The organism is Noviherbaspirillum suwonense, assembly GCF_900182955.1.
Lineage (GTDB): Bacteria > Pseudomonadota > Gammaproteobacteria > Burkholderiales > Burkholderiaceae_D > Noviherbaspirillum_A > Noviherbaspirillum_A suwonense.
This window is the reverse complement of the sequence record NZ_FXUL01000019.1, coordinates 19,134-36,693: the sequence shown is the minus strand read 5'-3', so window position 1 is coordinate 36,693 and position 17,560 is coordinate 19,134. Positions and strand designations below refer to the sequence as shown.

General features: G+C 63.8%; 16 protein-coding genes. 6 read left to right on the top strand and 10 right to left on the bottom strand.

All coding sequences use genetic code 11. The features are described 5' to 3' along the window. Nucleotides 1–7: 7 nt before the first annotated feature. From QOL82_RS20810 to QOL82_RS20800, 3 genes are all read left to right on the top strand, one after another. Nucleotides 8–304: a hypothetical protein gene (locus QOL82_RS20810; protein ID WP_283444227.1), complete on the top strand. Its 297-nt coding sequence runs from the start codon at nt 8–10 to the stop codon at nt 302–304. A 309-nt stretch (nt 305–613) separates the two neighbouring features. After that, nucleotides 614–2,614, top strand: a complete 2,001-nt coding sequence (locus QOL82_RS20805; RefSeq protein WP_283444226.1) for a hypothetical protein — start codon at nt 614–616, stop codon at nt 2,612–2,614. A gap of 4 nt (nt 2,615–2,618) precedes the next feature. Beyond that, entirely contained in the window at nt 2,619–2,945 is a 327-nt protein-coding gene (locus QOL82_RS20800; protein ID WP_283444225.1) for a hypothetical protein, read from the top strand. Between the two features lie 146 nt (nt 2,946–3,091). On the opposite strand, the gene QOL82_RS20795 is transcribed toward QOL82_RS20800, so the two are convergent. Together QOL82_RS20795 and pyrE are read right to left on the bottom strand one after the other, a co-directional pair. After that, on the bottom strand, nt 3,092–3,718 hold the full coding sequence (locus QOL82_RS20795; RefSeq protein WP_283444224.1) for a DUF4124 domain-containing protein: 627 nt from the start codon (nt 3,716–3,718) through the stop codon (nt 3,092–3,094). Between the two features lie 6 nt (nt 3,719–3,724). Then, the gene (gene pyrE, locus QOL82_RS20790) at nt 3,725–4,393 is read right to left on the bottom strand and encodes an orotate phosphoribosyltransferase (RefSeq protein WP_283444223.1); all 669 of its coding nucleotides are present in this window, start codon (nt 4,391–4,393) and stop codon (nt 3,725–3,727) included. Between the two features lie 215 nt (nt 4,394–4,608). Here pyrE and QOL82_RS20785 point away from each other — a divergent pair, with 215 nt between their 5' ends. Next, nucleotides 4,609–5,406 (top strand): exodeoxyribonuclease III, encoded by a 798-nt coding sequence (locus QOL82_RS20785; protein WP_283444222.1) that lies wholly within the window; start codon nt 4,609–4,611, stop codon nt 5,404–5,406. Between the two features lie 180 nt (nt 5,407–5,586). Here the strand turns inward: QOL82_RS20785 and QOL82_RS20780 are convergent, their stop codons facing one another. Beyond that, nucleotides 5,587–7,482 carry a serine hydrolase domain-containing protein gene (locus tag QOL82_RS20780; RefSeq protein WP_283444221.1) on the bottom strand — a complete coding sequence of 632 codons (1,896 nt, stop codon included), beginning with the start codon at nt 7,480–7,482 and terminating at the stop codon, nt 5,587–5,589. Between the two features lie 543 nt (nt 7,483–8,025). On the opposite strand from QOL82_RS20780, the gene QOL82_RS20775 reads away from it, so the two are divergent. Together QOL82_RS20775 and QOL82_RS20770 are read left to right on the top strand one after the other, a co-directional pair. Continuing rightward, nucleotides 8,026–9,558, top strand: coding sequence for a DUF1800 domain-containing protein (locus tag QOL82_RS20775; RefSeq protein WP_283444220.1), 1,533 nt, complete (start codon nt 8,026–8,028; stop codon nt 9,556–9,558). A gap of 19 nt (nt 9,559–9,577) precedes the next feature. Continuing rightward, nucleotides 9,578–10,792, top strand: coding sequence for a DUF1501 domain-containing protein (locus QOL82_RS20770; protein WP_283444219.1), 1,215 nt, complete (start codon nt 9,578–9,580; stop codon nt 10,790–10,792). A 50-nt stretch (nt 10,793–10,842) separates the two neighbouring features. Here QOL82_RS20770 and QOL82_RS20765 read toward each other — a convergent pair whose 3' ends face one another. The 7 genes from QOL82_RS20765 to QOL82_RS20735 all read right to left on the bottom strand — a co-directional run bounded on the left by QOL82_RS20765 (nt 10,843) and on the right by QOL82_RS20735 (nt 17,542). Beyond that, the gene (locus QOL82_RS20765; RefSeq protein WP_283444218.1) at nt 10,843–11,712 is read right to left on the bottom strand and encodes a M48 family metallopeptidase; all 870 of its coding nucleotides are present in this window, start codon (nt 11,710–11,712) and stop codon (nt 10,843–10,845) included. Continuing rightward, on the bottom strand, nt 11,709–12,959 hold the full coding sequence (locus tag QOL82_RS20760) for an AmpG family muropeptide MFS transporter (RefSeq protein WP_283444217.1): 1,251 nt from the start codon (nt 12,957–12,959) through the stop codon (nt 11,709–11,711). The genes QOL82_RS20765 and QOL82_RS20760 overlap by 4 nt, the downstream gene beginning before the upstream one ends. Continuing rightward, on the bottom strand, nt 12,956–13,570 hold the full coding sequence (gene metW, locus QOL82_RS20755) for a methionine biosynthesis protein MetW (RefSeq protein WP_283444216.1): 615 nt from the start codon (nt 13,568–13,570) through the stop codon (nt 12,956–12,958). Before metW ends, QOL82_RS20760 begins: the two co-directional genes overlap by 4 nt. Continuing rightward, complete coding sequence (metX, locus tag QOL82_RS20750; RefSeq protein WP_283444316.1) at nt 13,567–14,739, bottom strand: homoserine O-succinyltransferase MetX; 1,173 nt, start codon at nt 14,737–14,739, stop codon at nt 13,567–13,569. Before metX ends, metW begins: the two co-directional genes overlap by 4 nt. A gap of 324 nt (nt 14,740–15,063) precedes the next feature. Then, nucleotides 15,064–16,815 (bottom strand): phosphoenolpyruvate--protein phosphotransferase, encoded by a 1,752-nt coding sequence (gene ptsP, locus QOL82_RS20745; RefSeq protein ID WP_283444215.1) that lies wholly within the window; start codon nt 16,813–16,815, stop codon nt 15,064–15,066. A gap of 28 nt (nt 16,816–16,843) precedes the next feature. Further along, on the bottom strand, nt 16,844–17,113 hold the full coding sequence (locus tag QOL82_RS20740; protein ID WP_283444214.1) for an HPr family phosphocarrier protein: 270 nt from the start codon (nt 17,111–17,113) through the stop codon (nt 16,844–16,846). A 21-nt stretch (nt 17,114–17,134) separates the two neighbouring features. Then, nucleotides 17,135–17,542 (bottom strand): PTS sugar transporter subunit IIA, encoded by a 408-nt coding sequence (locus QOL82_RS20735; protein WP_283444213.1) that lies wholly within the window; start codon nt 17,540–17,542, stop codon nt 17,135–17,137. Nucleotides 17,543–17,560 lie beyond the last annotated feature (18 nt).

The following is a 17,560-nucleotide window of genomic DNA, read 5'->3' as shown; positions in this document are numbered from 1 at the left end:
GCAAATAATGTTCTTCATAAAAAATAACTGTCCAATTTGTCGGACTGGAATGTTAGGTGTTCGTCGATGTGCTGACGGAAAAAATTTTGTTGTAATGTGCGACGAGTGTGAGACCGTCTGGGCATCACCTGAGCACATTTCGTTGATGAATGCTCTTGATGTGTCCCCTCCTAAATTTGAAGTTGCAGAACTTGGTGTTGCTGTAGCTGGTGGTCTTGCTGAATGGGCTGACCATGAAGAAATCGATACTAGGGGGTGGGCAAAGTATGTGAAAGGCGAACAAGTTACGCATTTGATTAGATAGAAACTTGTGGCTTCAGCCTCAATGAGCCGAACTCGACTTGTGGGATCAGACTCCTGACTTGCCCTCTACGCAGACGGCAGCACCAATCGCCAGTACGACCCCTACGGCAACCTCATCGCCGAGGCCAACGGCCTTGACACCAAAACTGCCCTGCACCCCGGCCAGCAACTGCAACTCCCTACGCTGACCGGCACCACCTTCGACCGCGCCGACAGCATGCGGCCCTACGACGCCAGCCTGGTCGTCGGTGACACCACCCCCACCATGCCGCCACCGCCGCCGGACGACGGCGGGTGCGGGATATTGGGGATGATCCTGGTGGTCATCGTGGCAGTCGTAGGCGCTGTGTATGCGCCGCAGTTGATCGGGCCGCTGGTCAATGCAGCCGGCATCGGCGGCACCGCAGGGACGGTCGTGACCGGCGCGCTCTCTGCGGCCGCTGCCTCGGTCGTGTCGCAAGGCGTGGCCATCGCCATCGGCGTGCAGGACAAGTTCAGCTGGTCGCAGGTCGGACTGGCCTTCGTGGGAGGCGGCGTCGCTGCCGGCATTGGTGAAGTCGCTACCGGCGCCATGGCTGGCCAGGGCACGTTTGCCGTCGTCTCCCGCGCCATGTTGGCCAACGCGGTCTCGCAAGGCATCGGCGTCGCGACCGGCTTGCAGGACCAATTCAGCTGGATCGGTGTCGCCGCTGCAGGTGTCGGCGCGGGCGTGGGCCAGGCCGTGAGCGAAGGACTGGGCATGACCGTCGATGGCGTGCGCACGGAGGCGTATGCGCAAGCCGGCTGGGGTGAACGGCTGGCGAAGCCGGCATTGACCGGACTTGCCGCTGGGGCCGCGACGGCAGTGGCGCGGGGCGGGCGAATCAGCGTGACGCAGATTGCGGCGGATGCGTTTGGGCAGGCGATCGGCAGCAGTATTGCCGAGGCCAACTGGAGCAGCGGCGTATCGGACATTGCCCGCGAAGACTTCAGGCGTTCCGAGATTGAGGCGATGAACAACGACGCCAGGATTGCGAACGCACTGGCGATGTCCGGGCTGGGCATGTCGGAGGCGGATTATTGGAATGCGCCGGCGCGGACAATGGCTGATCAGTATGCAGATACTTATGGCGGACAAGTTAGCCGGACAAGCGGCTTAGGCCACACGGAAGCATCCATTCCCTCAGGCGTAGGTTGGCACGACGCCGATGGCACCGCATGGCTGCCCGAGACCACGATCATTACCAAGCGCGGCGATGGCGGATTAACTGGATCCGACAATGACTATGCAGAATGGAACATACCCGGCGTGCCGGACAACGCCTCGCTGCACATGGTTGGGCAGAGTGCGGATGGTGGGCTGATCTGGAATACCGGGGCAGTGTCGTATCCAGTGGTATCACCGGACTTTGAAATCCACACACTGACCAATACCATCAGCTCGACAATCCAGCCGGTCTACGACCCCCTCACCGGCCTTCCGACAGGCTATTCCACCGAAGCGGAAAACGCCGGCACGCCATCCATGGGCTACGGCGAGCAGATGGGCAACGCTCTTGGCTTTGCCGGCATGCTAGGCAAAAACTTCAGCCTTGGCGTGGCTCAGGGCACCGTCGGCCTTGTAAGCGATGCCACCAAGGGCTGGGCCATGATCGGCGACCTGGCCCTTACCGGCGGCAAGAATATCAATCGGCTTGACCAGTTCAACTTGCGACCGTTCGAGTACGATCAGGGGGCGAGTCAGTTTGCAGGTGGCTTGGGCGAGATATTCAGTTTCAACGCTTATGCAAAAGTAACCGAACTGGGGGCAATGGGCCTGCGCGCGCTTGGGCCGACTGCTGACGCGGCGATATACAATTATTTGCAGCGTAGTGGTGGGATATTGGGGGTTGTGCCGGAAAGTGCGGCAAATAGCTCAGTGCCGCATGGCTTTGCGAACGTAGAGGACTTTGCCCAATTCGGTAACAACATGCGTTCTGGATTAGGCCGCGCAGGATACGAAAATGCAGAGCCGTTACTTCAAGGAAGTGCTGTTACCGGGAGAAGCTTCAAGACCGGCGAGCCTTTTGATTTTGGACGCGTAAGTGACTTTGATGTTGCGCTCGCAGACCCTGCTTTGTTGATCCGAGCGCAAGAATTGGGCATTGGCTTACGTTCAGGCGGAACCCGTACTGGCCCGCTGTCAGCACGTGATTTGCGAGTACTTGGCTTACGAGATTTGTCGAGTCAAATGGGGCAGCAAGTTGGTAGAGAGGTCAATTTTATGATTTATAACAATTCGGCAACGGCTGCTCAGAAAGCGCCTAGCTTGACATTACCTGGAAAGAGATAAACATATGACGGTCTACGATCTTTACGGTTATATGTCGGATGACATTGAAGGAGCCAAGAATATTTTGGAATCTTCCCTTGGCATTCAATTCGGTGTTCGAGAAAGTACCTATCAGGGAGGAGAGTATTTTCAATGTGGGAAGACTAACGATGAGCATTTTGTTTTGAAACGAAATGTTGACCCAATTGATGGTGAGCCTGCTGAATTGTCATTCCCCGTTCATCAAATTTTATTCTATGTAAGTGACACGACCCGTTCGGCAAATTTGCAGGATAAAATGAACGAAGGGGCGAGAGATTTCGCCTTGTTGCGGCATGAAGAGCTAGCATAAGATCGCAGACCGGTTGCAGCTTCAGTCCCATATTGTGTCCGTATGCTATTTGTACCTAATCCGGGCTGCGAAAAAATTCGCCCTTGTCAGCAGCGGGAAAGCTGTCCAGACATACCTACCAGCCACTATCAAAGCAACGACTACCTTTACCGCCCCGCCCGCTCCCGCCGCAGTTCCCTGAACCGCGCCAGCGTCGCTTCCGTACGCGTATTGATCAGCAGGATCTCGGCTTCGTAGTCGTCCAGCCGGCGGCGGCTGCCGTTGACGCCGCGGTCGGCTTCTTCCAGTCGCTGGCGCAGATAGGCCGGGCGCGGTGCGCCGCTGGGCAGTTGTGCGAGTTCGGCTTCGGCGGCCTGCTGCCGCGTTTCGGACGCGGCCAGCACCTGCTTTTCCCGCTTGACGTTTTCCTGGACGATGGCGGCGTTGCGGCGGCCGGTGTCGATGATGTCGTCTTCGCTGCGAAAGCGGGACAGAATCGCCGCGTCATTACGACGCTGCTCGACGGCGGCAAGTTCTTCGGCCCGGCGGGCACGGGCATCCTGCTCCTTTTTCTGTTTTTCCTCGGCCGTCAGCGGCGCCGCGATCTCGCGCCGGGTGATGCCGTTCTTGTCGATCTCGCGCACCGGACGGTTGCTGCATTCGGCAATCGGCCGGTCCGAACTCAGCGTGTGGCCGGCGGCATCCTTGCAGATATAGATCTTGGCCTGGCCCAGCGCCAGCGCCGGCCACAGCGCGGGCAGCAGGCACAGCAGGGCAAGCCGCTTGCTGACCATGCCGCTTCAGGCGCCGTCGACGCCATAGCGGCGGCGGTAGGCGGCGACGGCGTCCCGGTGCTGCGCCAGTTCGCTGTTGCCGCCCGCCGAGATATAGGTCAGCAGGTCGTTCAGGTTGGCGATCGACACCACCGGCATGTTGTAGGCGGCGCCGACTTCCTGCACCGCCGAGTTGGCAGACAGCGCGTCGTCGCGGCCGGAGCGCTCCATGCGGTCCAGCGCGATCATCACCGCGGCCGGCGTCGCGCCGGCGGCGCGTATCATGTCGACCGATTCGCGCACCGAGGTGCCGGCGGAAATCACGTCGTCGATGATGACGACCCGGCCGCGCAGCGGCGCGCCGACGATGGTGCCGCCCTCGCCATGGTCCTTGGCTTCCTTGCGGTTGTAGGCGAACGGCACGTTGCGTCCCTTTGCCGCCAGCGCCACCGCGGTGGCCGAGGCCAGCGTGATGCCCTTGTAGGCCGGGCCGAACAGCATGTCGAACTCGACGCCGGAGTCGAGCAGCGTCTGCGCATAGAAGTCGGCGAGCTTGCCCAGCGTTGCGCCGTCATGGAACAGGCCGGCGTTGAAGAAATACGGGGAAGTGCGACCGGCCTTGGTGACGAATTCGCCAAAGCGCAGGACGCCGGCATCGACCGAGAAGGCAATGAAACGCTGACGTAGATTTTCCAAGATGGGACCGTGAGAAGTGCGGATGCGGGAGCGTCATTTTATCCTCATATCCGATGGAAATGGCATTTGAAAATGCCTTCAGGAAATTCTGGCCCATCGCGTGGCGCCGATGACGCGCCGTGGCATGGGGATGCTTCGGCGGCCGCGGCGCCCGGTCTACCGCCCCACGCCCATTACAATAGGCGCTTCAATCCCTTTCACCGCTTATCAGCCCCATGCTCAGAGTCATTTCCGCCAATCTCAACGGTATCCGTTCCGCCACCAGCAAGGGTTTTCTGGACTGGCTCGCTGCGCAGGATGCCGACTTCATCTGCATGCAGGAACTCAAGGCGCAGGCGCCGGACATGTCGGCGGACATGCTCAACCCGGAAGGCTATTACGGCTATTTCCACTATGCGGAGAAAAAAGGCTACAGCGGCGTCGGCATCTATGCCCGCCGCCAGCCGCTGCAGGTGATACAGGGCCTGGGCGTCCCGGAAATCGATGCCGAGGGACGTTATATCGAGCTGGTCTACGACGGGCTGTCGGTGGTGTCGGTCTACCTGCCGTCAGGCTCCAGCGGCGAGCACAGGCAGGCGGCGAAATTCGCTTTCATGGAGCACTTCTACCGGCACCTGGCCCAGCTTGCGCAATGCGGCCGCAAGGTCGTGCTGTGCGGCGACTGGAACATCGCGCACAAGGAAATCGACCTGAAGAACTGGAAGGGAAACCTGAAGAATTCCGGCTTCCTGCCCGAGGAACGGGCATGGATGAGTGCGGTGCTGGACGAGCTGCGCTGGGTCGACGTCTACCGGCAGCTGCATCCCGACACCACCGGCGACGCCTATACCTGGTGGAGCAACCGCGGCCAGGCCTGGGCCAAGAATGTCGGCTGGCGCATCGACTACCAGATCGCCACCGGCGAACTGGCCATGACCGCGAAAAGTGCGGCCATCTACAAGGAGCAGCGTTTTTCCGACCATGCGCCGCTGACGATCCATTACGACCACGACCATTTCGGCATGCTGCGATAGCGCTCCAAGAGCGCCCGACAACGACGACCGGCCGGGAAAACGGCGGGATGCCGGCCTGGAAGGCGATGCGGGCACCCGTTTTCGATGCATGGCCGATCTTGCCCATCCTGTCTTCGCATGTAAAAAAGACAGGGCGCTTCGCCCTGTCCTTCGTGTGATGCTCCGTGCCGGCCTAGCCGGTTAGTGGGTGCCCACATTCGGGCAGCCGATGGCGGCGGCAAGGCTGTTGACGGCGGCTGCATACAGGAATTCGCCGTTGTCGCTGACGTAGTAATAGACCCAGCCCGGATTGCCCGGCCCTGCCGTTCCCAGCACCTTGCTCAGGCCGCCAAAACCCGATTCGAATACGATGCGTGGCTTGCATCCGCCGGCGGAAATCAGGTTTTTCGACCAATAGCCGTTATTGAAGCGGAATGAAGCGCCAAGAGGCGTCACCGTCAAACCCTGGTTTGCCGGATTGAGCTGCAAGACATCGGTGACATGCTGCGCATCCAGCACCTGCGTGTTGCCGATGGCGCCCTTGTGGACCGCCATGAAGCGGCCCAGCTTGGCGATGTCGTCGGCATAGCCGAAATGGCCGTAGCCGCCATAAGGCTGGGCGGCGCCGTCATACGTCAGTTTCGGACTTTGCGCGATCCTGCTCAGCTTCAACCCGTTATAAATATTGTCGGCCATCGATTGGACGATGCCGACGCCATTCACTTTCTGCGACACCAGTTCGAGCATCCTCGCGGCCAGGTAGAAGTCCGACGTATGGTAGGCGAATACCTGGCCGGGACTGGCCGCCGATGGATAGTAATTGGCCGCGAAATCCAGCTTTCCGGCATTGGTCAGCACATCGAAGAACTGGCTGATGGTGGCTGCAGAATTTTCATCGGCGAGATGGATGTCCTTGTTGATGTAATGGCCGCTGCCCATGTCGATCAGGTTGCCCAGCGTGACATTTTCCCAGGTGCCATTGAGCCTGGCTTCCGGAATCCAGTCGGCCACGACCAGGTTTTCAATCGCTTTCAGGTTCTTGTTCCGTCCATCCGCGGGCGTGCCGGGAACGCCATCCGGATGCAATTTCGCGATCAATGCGACGGCATTGCCGACGAACTCGGCCTTCGACCATGAATACAGCGGATAGACCATCCATTGCGGATACGGATAAGCGCCGGAACGGGTGCGGACTGGCGCGGAGTAGATCCTGTCGTTGACCATCACGCCGTAATTGAGCAGGTGTGCCGGGTTATGTTCGCTCGGGTTGCTGTACGGATTGGGCGACACGTTCACCGTGTTCGCATTCGAGCTGTATTGCGGCTCCAGGGCGGCCTGGTCGATGCCGGCGAGGTCCGTCGCCAATTGCTCGATCGGCAGCATGTCCAGCTGGTTGGCGACTTCCGCCCGGTAGGCGGAAATCACCGCACCGGGCTGGGCAATGCCGCCCGGCGTAAAGCTGGCCCTGGCAAAACCCCACAGGTCGATCTTGTAATAGGCGCAGGTCTCGGCGGTAATCTGGTACCAGACGCTGCTGATTTCGCCGCTGCTCTTGAACAGGAAACTCATCATGCCGTTATGGACGCAATTCTGGCCTTTTTCGGTGACGGCAAACGTGAATGCGGCCCGGCTGAAACCATTGTCCGTATTTTCATTCCAGACCCGTCCCGGCCCGATAATGTATTCCCAGAACGGATGCCCGCTTGCCGCATCCTCGGCCTGGTAATTCCGCTTCAATGGAATCAGGTGCGTGCCGTCCTGGACGAATTGAAATGAGAAATTGGGAAGGTAATGCATTTCCGGCGCATCCAGCGGCACGCTGGTATCTTTCTTCGTCCCATAAAGCACCTGGAATTTGGATTCATTCCTGAGGTCCGCGCCATTCAATTGCAATGTGCCATTGAATGTATTGGTCGGCATTGCCGCGTTATCCGGCGGAACGAATGCGCTATTGCTGACGGAATTGGCCTTATTGCTGCCCTGCTGCATCCGGCCGAAGTCGAGAAATTGCCGGGATGGCGTCGCGCCGTTGCCGGAAAGGGTCGCATACGGCACAGCGTCGACCGCGCCACACCACAAGCCCACGACCGCGGCCATGCACGCGTTGCGTAATGGTCGAATACATGCATTAACGATGGACATCAGTATCTCCTGGCTATATCAGCATTAATCAGGCACAGGCAACGCTGGCAATGAAATGCATTGCCAATGCAAGTGCGATTGAATTGATTTGGGAAACTGACTGCATGCGGTCTTCAAGTGTTATAGATTATTAATTTATTCATGTCAAACCATAAGTCAAAATGTAATAACCAATAGTTTATTACCTGACCTGACATAAGCTGACAATCCGGATTCATCCGGATTCGTTTCAAGTTTCGTTTTGGATTGCATGCCCGACGCGGTTCCAGTGCCGCATCCATCCGGGCTGGCCGCTGCGGCGCAGGTCTTTTACCCCCTCCCGCAACACACTGCTGCCGCGACAGATACATGACGTAACAATAAACATTGTCTTCATGTATTCGATAAGCGCCCGTCGAACGCTTAACACCCGTAGCATCGTCCGACCGGGCCGGATCGCCCGGCGCATTCCACCGAGCCAGCGCAACCGCCATGACACCAGCCTGCCTGCAAAACCGCATGCCGCCGTTTCTCCCGTCCCGCATCGCCATCCTGCTCGCTGCAGCCTGCGTGGCAGGCTGCGCCGCTCCCGGCCAGGCCCCTGCCCATGCGCCGTTGACGCCCACCGCCGTGCGCGAGGTGAACCGCGTCAGCTGGGGCATCAACACGACCAGCCTGCGGCAGGCCGAATCCGTGGGCTATGCGGCCTGGCTGCGCGACCAGCTGCACCCGCGCCCGGCCGCGCTGCCGGCCGCCGTCAGCGCCCGCATCGAGGCGATGACCATCACGCAAAAGCCGATGGCGCAACTGGCGGCCGACCTGGCGGCGCGGCGCAGGGAGGCCGACGCGCTGCCGACCGAGGAAGAACGCGACGCCGGCCGGCGCGACTACCGGCAGGAACTCGCGCGCCTCGGCAACGAGGCCAGGTCGCGCACGCTGCTCATGGCGCTCTACTCGCCCAACCAGCTGCAGGAGCAGATGACCTGGTTCTGGGCCAATCACTTCAGCGTCCATATGGACAAGGGCATGCTGCGCGCGCTGGTGGGCGACTATGACGAGCAGGCGATCCGGCCGCATGCGCTCGGCCATTTCCGCGACCTGCTGCGGGCCACCGCGCATCATCCGGCAATGCTGCTCTACCTGGACAATGCGCAGAACGCGGCCGGCCGCATCAACGAAAACTATGCGCGGGAGCTGATGGAACTGCACACGCTGGGCGTGAACGGCGGCTATGGGCAGCGGGACGTGCAGGAGCTGGCCCGTATCCTGACCGGCCTGGGCGTGAACCTGACGGGCGAGCCGCCACGCGGCGGCGGGCGGCAGGGCGAGGTCGTCCGCGCGGGGCTGATGGAATTCAGGCCGGGCCGGCACGACCCCGGCGACAAGACATTCCTGGGCCACCGCATCCAGGGCCGCGGCATGGCCGAGATCGACGAGGCGCTGGACCTGCTGGCCCGCCACCCGGCGACGGCGCGCTTCGTGTCGAGCAAGATCGCCGCCTACATGCTGGCGGACCAGCCGGACCCGGCGGTGGTCGAACGCATGGCGCGCACCTTCACCGCCACCGACGGCGACATTGCCGCGGTGCTGCAAACCCTGTTCGCGTCGCCGCAATACGCGGCCTCGCTGGGCCGCAAGTTCCGCGACCCGATGCATTACGTCGTCGCCTCGGTGCGGCTGGCCTATGACGACACGGTGATCCTCAACACCCAGCCGATGATCAACTGGCTGCGCCGGATGGGCGAGCTGCCTTATGGCCGCCAGACGCCGGACGGCTACGCGCTGGACGAGGCGGCATGGTCCAGCCCGGGGCAGATGGCGACCCGCTTCGAGATTGCGAAGGCCATCGGCAGCGGCAGCGCCGGCCTGTTCCGCAGCGACGACCCGCAGCCGCGCGAACGTCCCGCCTTCCCCCAGCTGTCCAATCCGGCGTTCTTCCAGGGCCTGCAGCCGGCGCTGCGCCCGGCCACGCTGCAGGCGCTGGGGCAGGCCGGCTCGCCGCAGGAATGGAACACGCTGCTGCTGGCGTCGCCCGAAATGATGATGCGCTGACTACGACAAGGAACCCGCCATGGATCGCCGACATTTCCTGCATGCGCTGTCCGCTTCCGCGCTCTGCTTCGGCAGCGGCACGCTGTTCGCCGCGCCCGCGGCGTCGTCCCTTTCATCGTCCTCGCCGGCACGGCCGCGGCTGCTGCTGGTATTCCTGCGTGGCGCCTACGACGCGGCCAGCCTGCTGGTGCCGGCGTCGAGTTCCTTCTATTACGAGAGCCGGCCCAATATCGCCATTGCGCGGCCCGACCCGTCGCCGGACAGCGCCATCGCGCTCGACGGCGACTGGGCGCTGCACCCGGCGCTGCGGCAGTCGCTGCTGCCCCTTTACCAGTCCGGCCAGGCGGCGTTTCTGCCCTTCGCCGGCGCCAATGACGCATCGCGCAGCCATTTCGAGACGCAGGACGCGATCGAACTCGGCCAGGGCGACGAGCGCGGCAGCCGCAACTACCGGTCCGGCTTCATGAACCGGCTGGCCGCCGAACTGGCGGGCGCCGCGCCGATCGGCTTCACCGACCGCCTGCCGCTGACGCTGCAGGGCAGCATGCTGGTGCCCAACATCGCGCTGGGCGGCGTGGGCAAGTCCGCGCTCGACGCGCGCCAGTCCGGCATGATCGCGTCGATGTACCAGGACTCGGCGCTGGCGGGACGCGTCAGCGAGGGCTTCGCGGTCCGCGATGAGGTGGCGCAGCGGATGGCCGGCGAGATGGCGGCAGCCAACCGCGACGCCATCAATCCAAAAGGTTTCGAACTGCAGGCGCGGCGCATCGCGCGGCTGATGAAGGACAGGTACAGCATCGGCTTCGTCGACGTCGGCGGCTGGGACACCCATGTGGCGCAGGGCAATGCGAAGGGCTACCTGGCCAGCCGGCTGGAGGAGCTGGGCCGCGGCCTGGCCGCCTTCCCGGCCGAGATGGGCGACGCCTGGCGCGACACCGTGGTCGTGGTGGTCAGCGAATTCGGCCGCACCTTCCGTGAAAACGGCAACCGCGGCACCGACCATGGGCATGGCACCGTGTACTGGGTAATGGGCGGCGGCGTGCGCGGCGGACGGATTGCCGGCGAACAGGTGGCGGTGCGACCGGAGACGCTGTTCCAGAACCGCGACTACCCGGTGCTGAACGAATACCGGGCGGTGCTCGGCGGGCTGTTCGGCCGCCTGTACGGGCTGTCGGCGGCGCAGCTTGGCCGGGTGTTCCCGGGCGCGCCGCCGCGCGACATCGGGCTGGTCTAGCGGGCCGGATCCGGCCTGCCGCCATGCGTCCCGGGGCGCCGCATGCGCGGCTACTGCACCGGCGCCACGCCCTGCACGTTGCTGCGGTAGGGCGGCAGCGCGCCGGACTGGGCATTGACCGCCTTCGCATAGACCGGCATCACCTGCGGCAGCGTCTTCTGGATCTGCGCGATCCGGTTGCTGCCCGACGGATGGCTCGACAGCCATTGCGGCGGCGCGCTCTTTTCCAGCATCGCCATCTTGCGCCAGAGCGCCACGCCCGCGCGCGGGTCGTAGCCGGCGCGGGCGACCAGGTCCAGGCCCACGGTGTCGGCCTCGGTCTCGTCCTCGCGCGAGAAGCGCAGAAGCGCCAGCTGCGCACCCTGCCCGACCACCATCTGGCCGGTCTGGCCCAAACCGAAGATCGCGGAACCGAGGTTCGCGCCCAGCTGCAGCAGGTTGCCTTTCGCGACCCGCTCGCGGCCATGCTCGCGCAGCGCATGCGCGATCTCGTGGCCGGCGACGATGGCGATTTCATCGTCGGTCAGTTTCAGCTTGTCGACCAGGCCGCTGAAAAAGGCGATCTTGCCGCCCGGCATGCAGAATGCGTTGACGCTGTCGGCCCGGATCAGGTTGATTTCCCATTGCCAGTCGGACGCGCCGGGATTCCAGCGCGTGGCGTTGGCGATGATCCTGCGCGAAATCGCGCGCACCCGCTGCAGCTGCGGGTCGGTGTCGGCCGCCAGCACGCCTTTCTGCCGGGCCTGCTGCTTCAGTTCCTCGTACTGCATCGTGGCCTGTTCCTCCAGCTGCTTTTCAGGCACCAGGCCGCGCAGCCGCGACATGCGGTCGACGCTGACGCCGGCCTCCTGGGCCATTGCGGGAAGCGCCGGCAGGGCCAGGCAGAGGAGAAGCGTGGATGTGCGGGCAAGTTTTTTCATCGGTCACCATTCCAGGGGGCGATTTTCGGGAGCATCAGCATGCCGGGCAGCGCCAGCACAAAGCACAGGATAAAGAACAGGAACCATCCTGTCTCGGCCACGATGAACCCGACACCGGAATTGACAAAGGTGCGCGGCACTGCGGCCAGGCTGGTGAACAGCGCGTACTGGGTGGCGGTGTAGCGCGGGTCGGTGGTCGTGGCGATATACGACACGAAGGCCGCGGTGCCCAGGCCCACGCCGAAGGCCTCGAAGCCGATCACCAGCGCCAGCAGCACGATGTCGGCGCCGGCATGCGCCAGCCAGGCGAAGCCGAGGATGGCGACCGCCTGCACGACGCCGAAGATCCACAGCGCGCGGTTGATGCCGAGGCGCACCATCCAGACGCCGCCGATCAGCCCGCCGGCGATGCTGGCCCAGAAACCGGTGGTCTTGGCGACCGCGCCGATCTGCGTCATCGAGAAGCCGAGGTCGATATAGAACTTGGTCGCCAGCGCGGTGGCCATGCTGTCGCCCAGCTTGTAGAGGAAGATGAAGCCGAGGATGGCCAGCGCATTGCTCCAGCCGCCGCGGGCGATGAACTCCTTGAACGGCAGCACCACGGCGTCGCGCATATTCCTGGGCGGGGTGCCGTAGACGCGCGGCTCGGCGATCAGGAAGGTGCAGACCAGCCCCGGCAGCATGAAGGCGGCGGTGATCCAGAACACCGGCTGCCAGGCCATCAGGTCGGCCAGGATCAGCGACAGCGCGCCGGGCACCATGCCGGCCACCTTGTACGCGTTGACATGGATCGCGCCGCCCAGGCCCTGCTCGTTGTCGGGCAGGATTTCACGGCGGTAGGCGTCGATCACGATGTCCTGGCTGGCCGACAGGAAAGCGATTGCGCTGGCGGCGGCGGCGATCAGCGGCACCTGCGTCAGCGGGTCCAGCATGCCCATCGCGCCGATGCCGACGAACAGCAGTCCCTGCGTCAGCGCCATCCAGCCGCGGCGCCGCCCGAGCGAGCCGAAACTGTATCGGTCCATCAGCGGCGACCAGAGGAATTTCCAGGTGTACGGAAACATCACCAGCGCGAACAGGCCCAGCGCCTTGACGTTCAGGCCGGACTTGGCGAGCCAGGCCTGCATCAGCGACAGCAGGATGAACAGCGGCAGCCCGGAACTGAAGCCCAGGAAGACGCAGATCAGCATGCGCCGGTTCAGGTAGCTGTGCCAGGTCGGCGCTTGCGGCGGCAGGTCCTGTTTCATGCGCCGACCCGCTTGCGCAGCCGGAACACGGCCAGGCTGCCGCGCCAGTTCGGCAGGAAGGTCACCGGCTTGCCGGCTTCGTCGAGCGCGACGAATTCCAGCACTTCCAGCCCTACTTCCTCGGCCAGGTCCTGGAAGTCGTTGATGGTGGCGCAGCGCAGGTTGGGCGTGTCGTACCACGCGTACGGCAGGCTGCGCGACACCGGCATGCGCCCGCGCAGCAGCGCCAGCCGGTGCGGCCAGTAGGCGAAGTTGGGAAAGGACACGATGGCGTCGGCGCCGACCCGCGCGATGTCGCGCAGCACGCCCTCGACATTCTTCATCATCTGCAGCGCCGACAGGCACAGCACGGTGTCGAACGCGTTGTCGGCGAAGATGGCGAGGCCCGCTTCGAGGTCCTGCTGTATGACGGGCACGTTGCGGTCGATGCAGGCCGGTATCCGGGCATCGTCGATCTCGACGCCGTAGCCCGCGCATTTCTTCGCGCTTTGCAGGTAGTCCAGCATCACGCCGTCGCCGCAGCCGAGGTCGAGCACCTGCGAGCCGGGCGCGACCCAGTGCGCGATGAAGGCGAGGTCGGCGCGCAGCGCGGTGAGTTCGTTGAAGTTCATGCGGCCACCGCGATGTCGGCCAGGTCGGCGGCGCTGGCCTCGATCTCGCGCCATACCCGGTTGTAGTAAGCGCCTATCGTGGCCATGTAGCGTTCATCCTCGAGCAGAAAGGCGTCGTGGCCGTGCGGCGCGTCGATCTCGGCATAGGTCACGTGGCGGCGGTTGTTGACCAGCGCCTGCACGATTTCCCGGCTGCGCGCCGGCGCGAAACGCCAGTCGGTGCTGAAGGACACCAGCAGGAACTGGGCGCGGGTGCCGGCCAGCGCGTCGGTCAGGTTGCCGGCATAGGCCGCGGCCGGGTCGAAGTAATCGAGCGCCTTGGTGATCAGCAGGTAGGTATTGGCGTCGAAGTATTCGGCGAACTTGTCGCCCTGGTAGCGCAGGTAGGACTCGATCTCGAAGTCGACGCCGAAGCCGAACTGGTATTCGCCGGCGCGCAGGTCGCGGCCGAACTTCTCGGCCATGTCATCGTCCGACAGGTAGGTGATATGGCCGACCATGCGCGCCACCTTCAGCCCGTTGCGCGGCACCACGCCGTGCGCATAGTAGTCGCCGCCGTGGAAGTCGGGATCGGTCAGGATCGCCTGCCGCGCGACGTCATTGAAGGCGATGTTCTGCGCCGACAGCTTGGGCGTGGACGCGATCACCATGCAGTGCCGCAGCCGGTCCGGGTACAGCAGGCTCCAGGCCAGCGCCTGCATGCCGCCCAGCGAGCCGCCCATCACCGCGGCGAACTGCCGGATGCCCAGCGCGTCGGCCAGCCGCGCCTGCGCATGGACCCAGTCTTCCACCGTGACCACGGGGAAGGCCGCGCCGTAGGGCTTGCCGGTGGCCGGGTTCGCATGCATCGGCCCGGTGGAGCCGAAGCAGGAGCCGAGGTTGTTGACGCCGATGACGAAGAAGCGGTCGGTGTCGAGCGGCTTGCCGGGGCCGACCATGTTGTCCCACCAGCCGACGCTCCTGCTGCCGTCTTCCTTCAGGTAGACGCCGGCCACGTGATGCGACGCATTGAGCGCATGGCAGACCAGCACCGCGTTGGAGCGGCTGGCATTGAGTTCGCCATAGGTTTCGTAGACCAGCGTGTAGCCGGCGATGGATGCGCCGCTCTGCAGCGGCAGCGGCTCCGGGAAATGCATGGACTGCGGGGAAACGACGCCTAGAGATTTCATCATTGTCCGGTACGCGCGAGCGGTCGCGCGACTCCAAAATAAAAAAGCCCGAGAGCGCATGCTGTCGGGCCAGGTTCGGGGCTTTTATCAAGCTCGCTTTAGCCGTATTTATGCGGGGCATCCCCTTGCGCCCGCAAGCTGCAGCTGCCGCGCGTCGCGCTGGCAGCCGGTCAAATCGGCGCACCGCAGAAGAATAGCGAAGTCGCCGGGCGGCGTCAAACGGGGCGGCAGGGCCGGTTCGCGGACGGGCGGATTCGCGGGCTCGGCCGAAGCGCCATGCGCCGCCCCGGCGCCGGATGGCATCGATGCCGATTTCACAACGTCCTAGGCCGTGCGCAGCTGCTCCACCGCCTCGTTGATCGCATCGGCTTCCATCAGGCGCAATATCTTGCGGGTCTTCGGCACCAGCGTGGTCAGGTCGCTGTTCAGGATCTCCTGCTTGACCGACAACAATTGCGCCGGATGCATCGAGAATTCGCGCAGTCCCATGCCCAGCAGCAGCCGGGTCAGCTTGGTGTCGCCGGCCATCTCGCCGCAGACCGACACCGGGATGCCGGCCTTGGCGCCGGCGGCGATGGTGGTCGACAGCAGGAACAGCACGGCCGGATGCAGCGGGTTGTACAGGTGCGCGACTTCATGGTCGACCCGGTCGACCGCCAGCGTGTACTGGATCAGGTCGTTGGTGCCGATGGACAGGAAGTCGAGCCGGCGCGCAAACAGCGGCAGCGCCAGCGCCGCCGCGGGGATCTCGATCATCGCGCCGATCTGGATCTGCGGGTCGAACTTGCGGTTGGCCTCGCGCAGCTGCGCCTTGGCCTGCGCAATCATCGCCAGCGTCTGGTCGATCTCGAACGCATGCGCCAGCATCGGTATGAGCAGCTTGATCGGGCCGAAGGCCGACGCCCGCAGGATGGCGCGCAGCTGCGCCATGAACATCTGCGGCTCGGCCAGGCAGTAGCGGATCGCGCGCAGGCCCAGCGCCGGGTTCTGCGCGGTTTCCTCGGCGGTGTCCATCGGCTTGTCGGCGCCGATGTCGAGCGTGCGTATCGTGACCGGCCGGCCCTTCATTGCCGTCACCGCGGTCTTGTACGACTCGAACTGCTCGTCCTCCGACGGCAGCCGGTTCGCATAGCCGGTGCGGCCCATGAACAGGAACTCCGAGCGGAACAGGCCGATGCCGGTGGCGCCCGCCTCCAGCGCGGCCGCGCAGTCCTGCGGCAGCTCGATATTGGCCAGCAGCGCGATCTCGGTGCCGTCCAGCGTGACCGCCGGCGTCTTCTTCAGCCGGCTCAGCTTCTTGCGCTCGCGCACCTGCTTGGCCTGGCGCTCGCGGTACTGCTCCAGCACCACCGGCGGCGGGTCGACGATCACCACGCCGGCGTCGCCGTCGATGATCACCCAGTCGTCCTGCGCAATCAGCGCCGACGCGTTGTACATGCCGACCGCCGCCGGTATGTCCAGGCTGCGGGCGACGATGGCGGTATGGGAATTCTGGCCGCCGAGGTCGGTGATGAAGCCGGCAAATGCGCGGTCGCGGAACTGCAGCATGTCGGCCGGCGAGATGTCATGCGCCACCACCACCATGTGCGCGGTCGAGTCCGGCGAGCTGGCCAGGTTGGCCAGCGTCGACGCGGTGCCGGTCAGCACCTTCAGCACCCGCTCGCCGACCTGCTGGATGTCGTTCTTGCGCTCGCGCAGGTAGGTGTCCTCGATCTCGTCGAATTGCGCGGACAGCTCGTCGATCTGGGTCAGCAGCGCCCATTCGGCGTTGTAGTGCCGGCTGCGGATGATATCGAGCGGCATCTCGGAGATCATCGGGTCGGACAGGATCAGCGCATGCACGTCGATGAAGGCGCCCAGCTCGGCGGGCGCGTCCGCCGGCAGCTCGCGCCAGACCGCCTGCAGCTCCTGGTGCACCCTGTTGATGGCGTTCTGCAGCCGCTCGACCTCGGCTTCCACCTGCTCCTCGCTGATCAGGTAATGCTTGACCTCGAGCGCCGCCGACGCCAGCAGGTGCGCGCGCCCTATCGCGATGCCGCGCGATACCGGTATGCCATGGAGCGTGAAGGATGCCATCGATCTGTGCGTGCCTGAATGAAGGGTTTTACTCGCCTTCGCCGAAGCGGGCCTGTATCAGCTGCTGCAGCGCATTGAAGCATTCCTGCTCGTCGGGACCGTCGACTTCCAGGTTGACCATCGCGCCCTTGCCGGCGGCCAGCATCATCACGCCCATGATGGATTTGGCATTGACGCGGCGCTTGTTGCGCGTCATCCAGACTTCGCTCTTGTATTTCGCCGCCAGTTGCGTCAGCTTTGCCGAGGCCCGTGCATGCAGGCCCAGCTTGTTGATGATTTCGATATCTTGCTGAATCATTGTGGCCCGTTTTTTTATCAGTCAGTTGGGTGAAAGGCGTACCCGGTTATCGACGCGCACGGCGCCGTTCTGGCCGCCGGCAAGCGCCATCTCGACCACCACGTCCACCGTGTCGTTACGGTAGGTCAGCGCCCGCAGCAGCATCGGCAGGCTGATGCCGGCGACCACCTCGACATGGCCGGGCTGGCTCAGGGGCAGCGTGCAATTGGATGGCGTGCCGCCCATGACGTCGGTCATGACCAGCACGCCGCTGCCGTCGTCGATGCGGCGGATCGCCTCCGAGGCCAGCCGCCTGACCTCGGCGGTGTCCTGGTCGGCATTGACGTCGATCGCTTCGAGCCGGTCGGGCCGGCCGCGAAAGACGTGGGTCGCCGCATCGATGAAAGCCTGCCCTAGCGGCGCATGGGTCAGGAGCAAGATACCAACCATATGGTGTTTATTCGGGAC

What these genes read in the sequence shown, in the direction of transcription:
- metX (WP_283444316.1), bottom strand. Translation starts at nt 14,739, where the DNA reads ATGAAATCTCTAGGCGTCGTTTCCCCGCAGTCCATGCATTTCCCGGAG.
- metW (WP_283444216.1), bottom strand. Translation starts at nt 13,570, where the DNA reads ATGAACTTCAACGAACTCACCGCGCTGCGCGCCGACCTCGCCTTCATC.
- QOL82_RS20800 (WP_283444225.1), top strand. Translation starts at nt 2,619, where the DNA reads ATGACGGTCTACGATCTTTACGGTTATATGTCGGATGACATTGAAGGA.
- QOL82_RS20780 (WP_283444221.1), bottom strand. Translation starts at nt 7,482, where the DNA reads ATGGCCGCGGTCGTGGGCTTGTGGTGTGGCGCGGTCGACGCTGTGCCG.
- QOL82_RS20795 (WP_283444224.1), bottom strand. Translation starts at nt 3,718, where the DNA reads ATGGTCAGCAAGCGGCTTGCCCTGCTGTGCCTGCTGCCCGCGCTGTGG.
- QOL82_RS20740 (WP_283444214.1), bottom strand. Translation starts at nt 17,113, where the DNA reads ATGATTCAGCAAGATATCGAAATCATCAACAAGCTGGGCCTGCATGCA.
- QOL82_RS20770 (WP_283444219.1), top strand. Translation starts at nt 9,578, where the DNA reads ATGGATCGCCGACATTTCCTGCATGCGCTGTCCGCTTCCGCGCTCTGC.
- QOL82_RS20775 (WP_283444220.1), top strand. Translation starts at nt 8,026, where the DNA reads ATGCCGCCGTTTCTCCCGTCCCGCATCGCCATCCTGCTCGCTGCAGCC.
- QOL82_RS20810 (WP_283444227.1), top strand. Translation starts at nt 8, where the DNA reads ATGTTCTTCATAAAAAATAACTGTCCAATTTGTCGGACTGGAATGTTA.
- QOL82_RS20760 (WP_283444217.1), bottom strand. Translation starts at nt 12,959, where the DNA reads ATGAAACAGGACCTGCCGCCGCAAGCGCCGACCTGGCACAGCTACCTG.
- ptsP (WP_283444215.1), bottom strand. Translation starts at nt 16,815, where the DNA reads ATGGCATCCTTCACGCTCCATGGCATACCGGTATCGCGCGGCATCGCG.
- QOL82_RS20785 (WP_283444222.1), top strand. Translation starts at nt 4,609, where the DNA reads ATGCTCAGAGTCATTTCCGCCAATCTCAACGGTATCCGTTCCGCCACC.
- QOL82_RS20765 (WP_283444218.1), bottom strand. Translation starts at nt 11,712, where the DNA reads ATGAAAAAACTTGCCCGCACATCCACGCTTCTCCTCTGCCTGGCCCTG.
- QOL82_RS20805 (WP_283444226.1), top strand. Translation starts at nt 614, where the DNA reads ATGATCCTGGTGGTCATCGTGGCAGTCGTAGGCGCTGTGTATGCGCCG.
- QOL82_RS20735 (WP_283444213.1), bottom strand. Translation starts at nt 17,542, where the DNA reads ATGGTTGGTATCTTGCTCCTGACCCATGCGCCGCTAGGGCAGGCTTTC.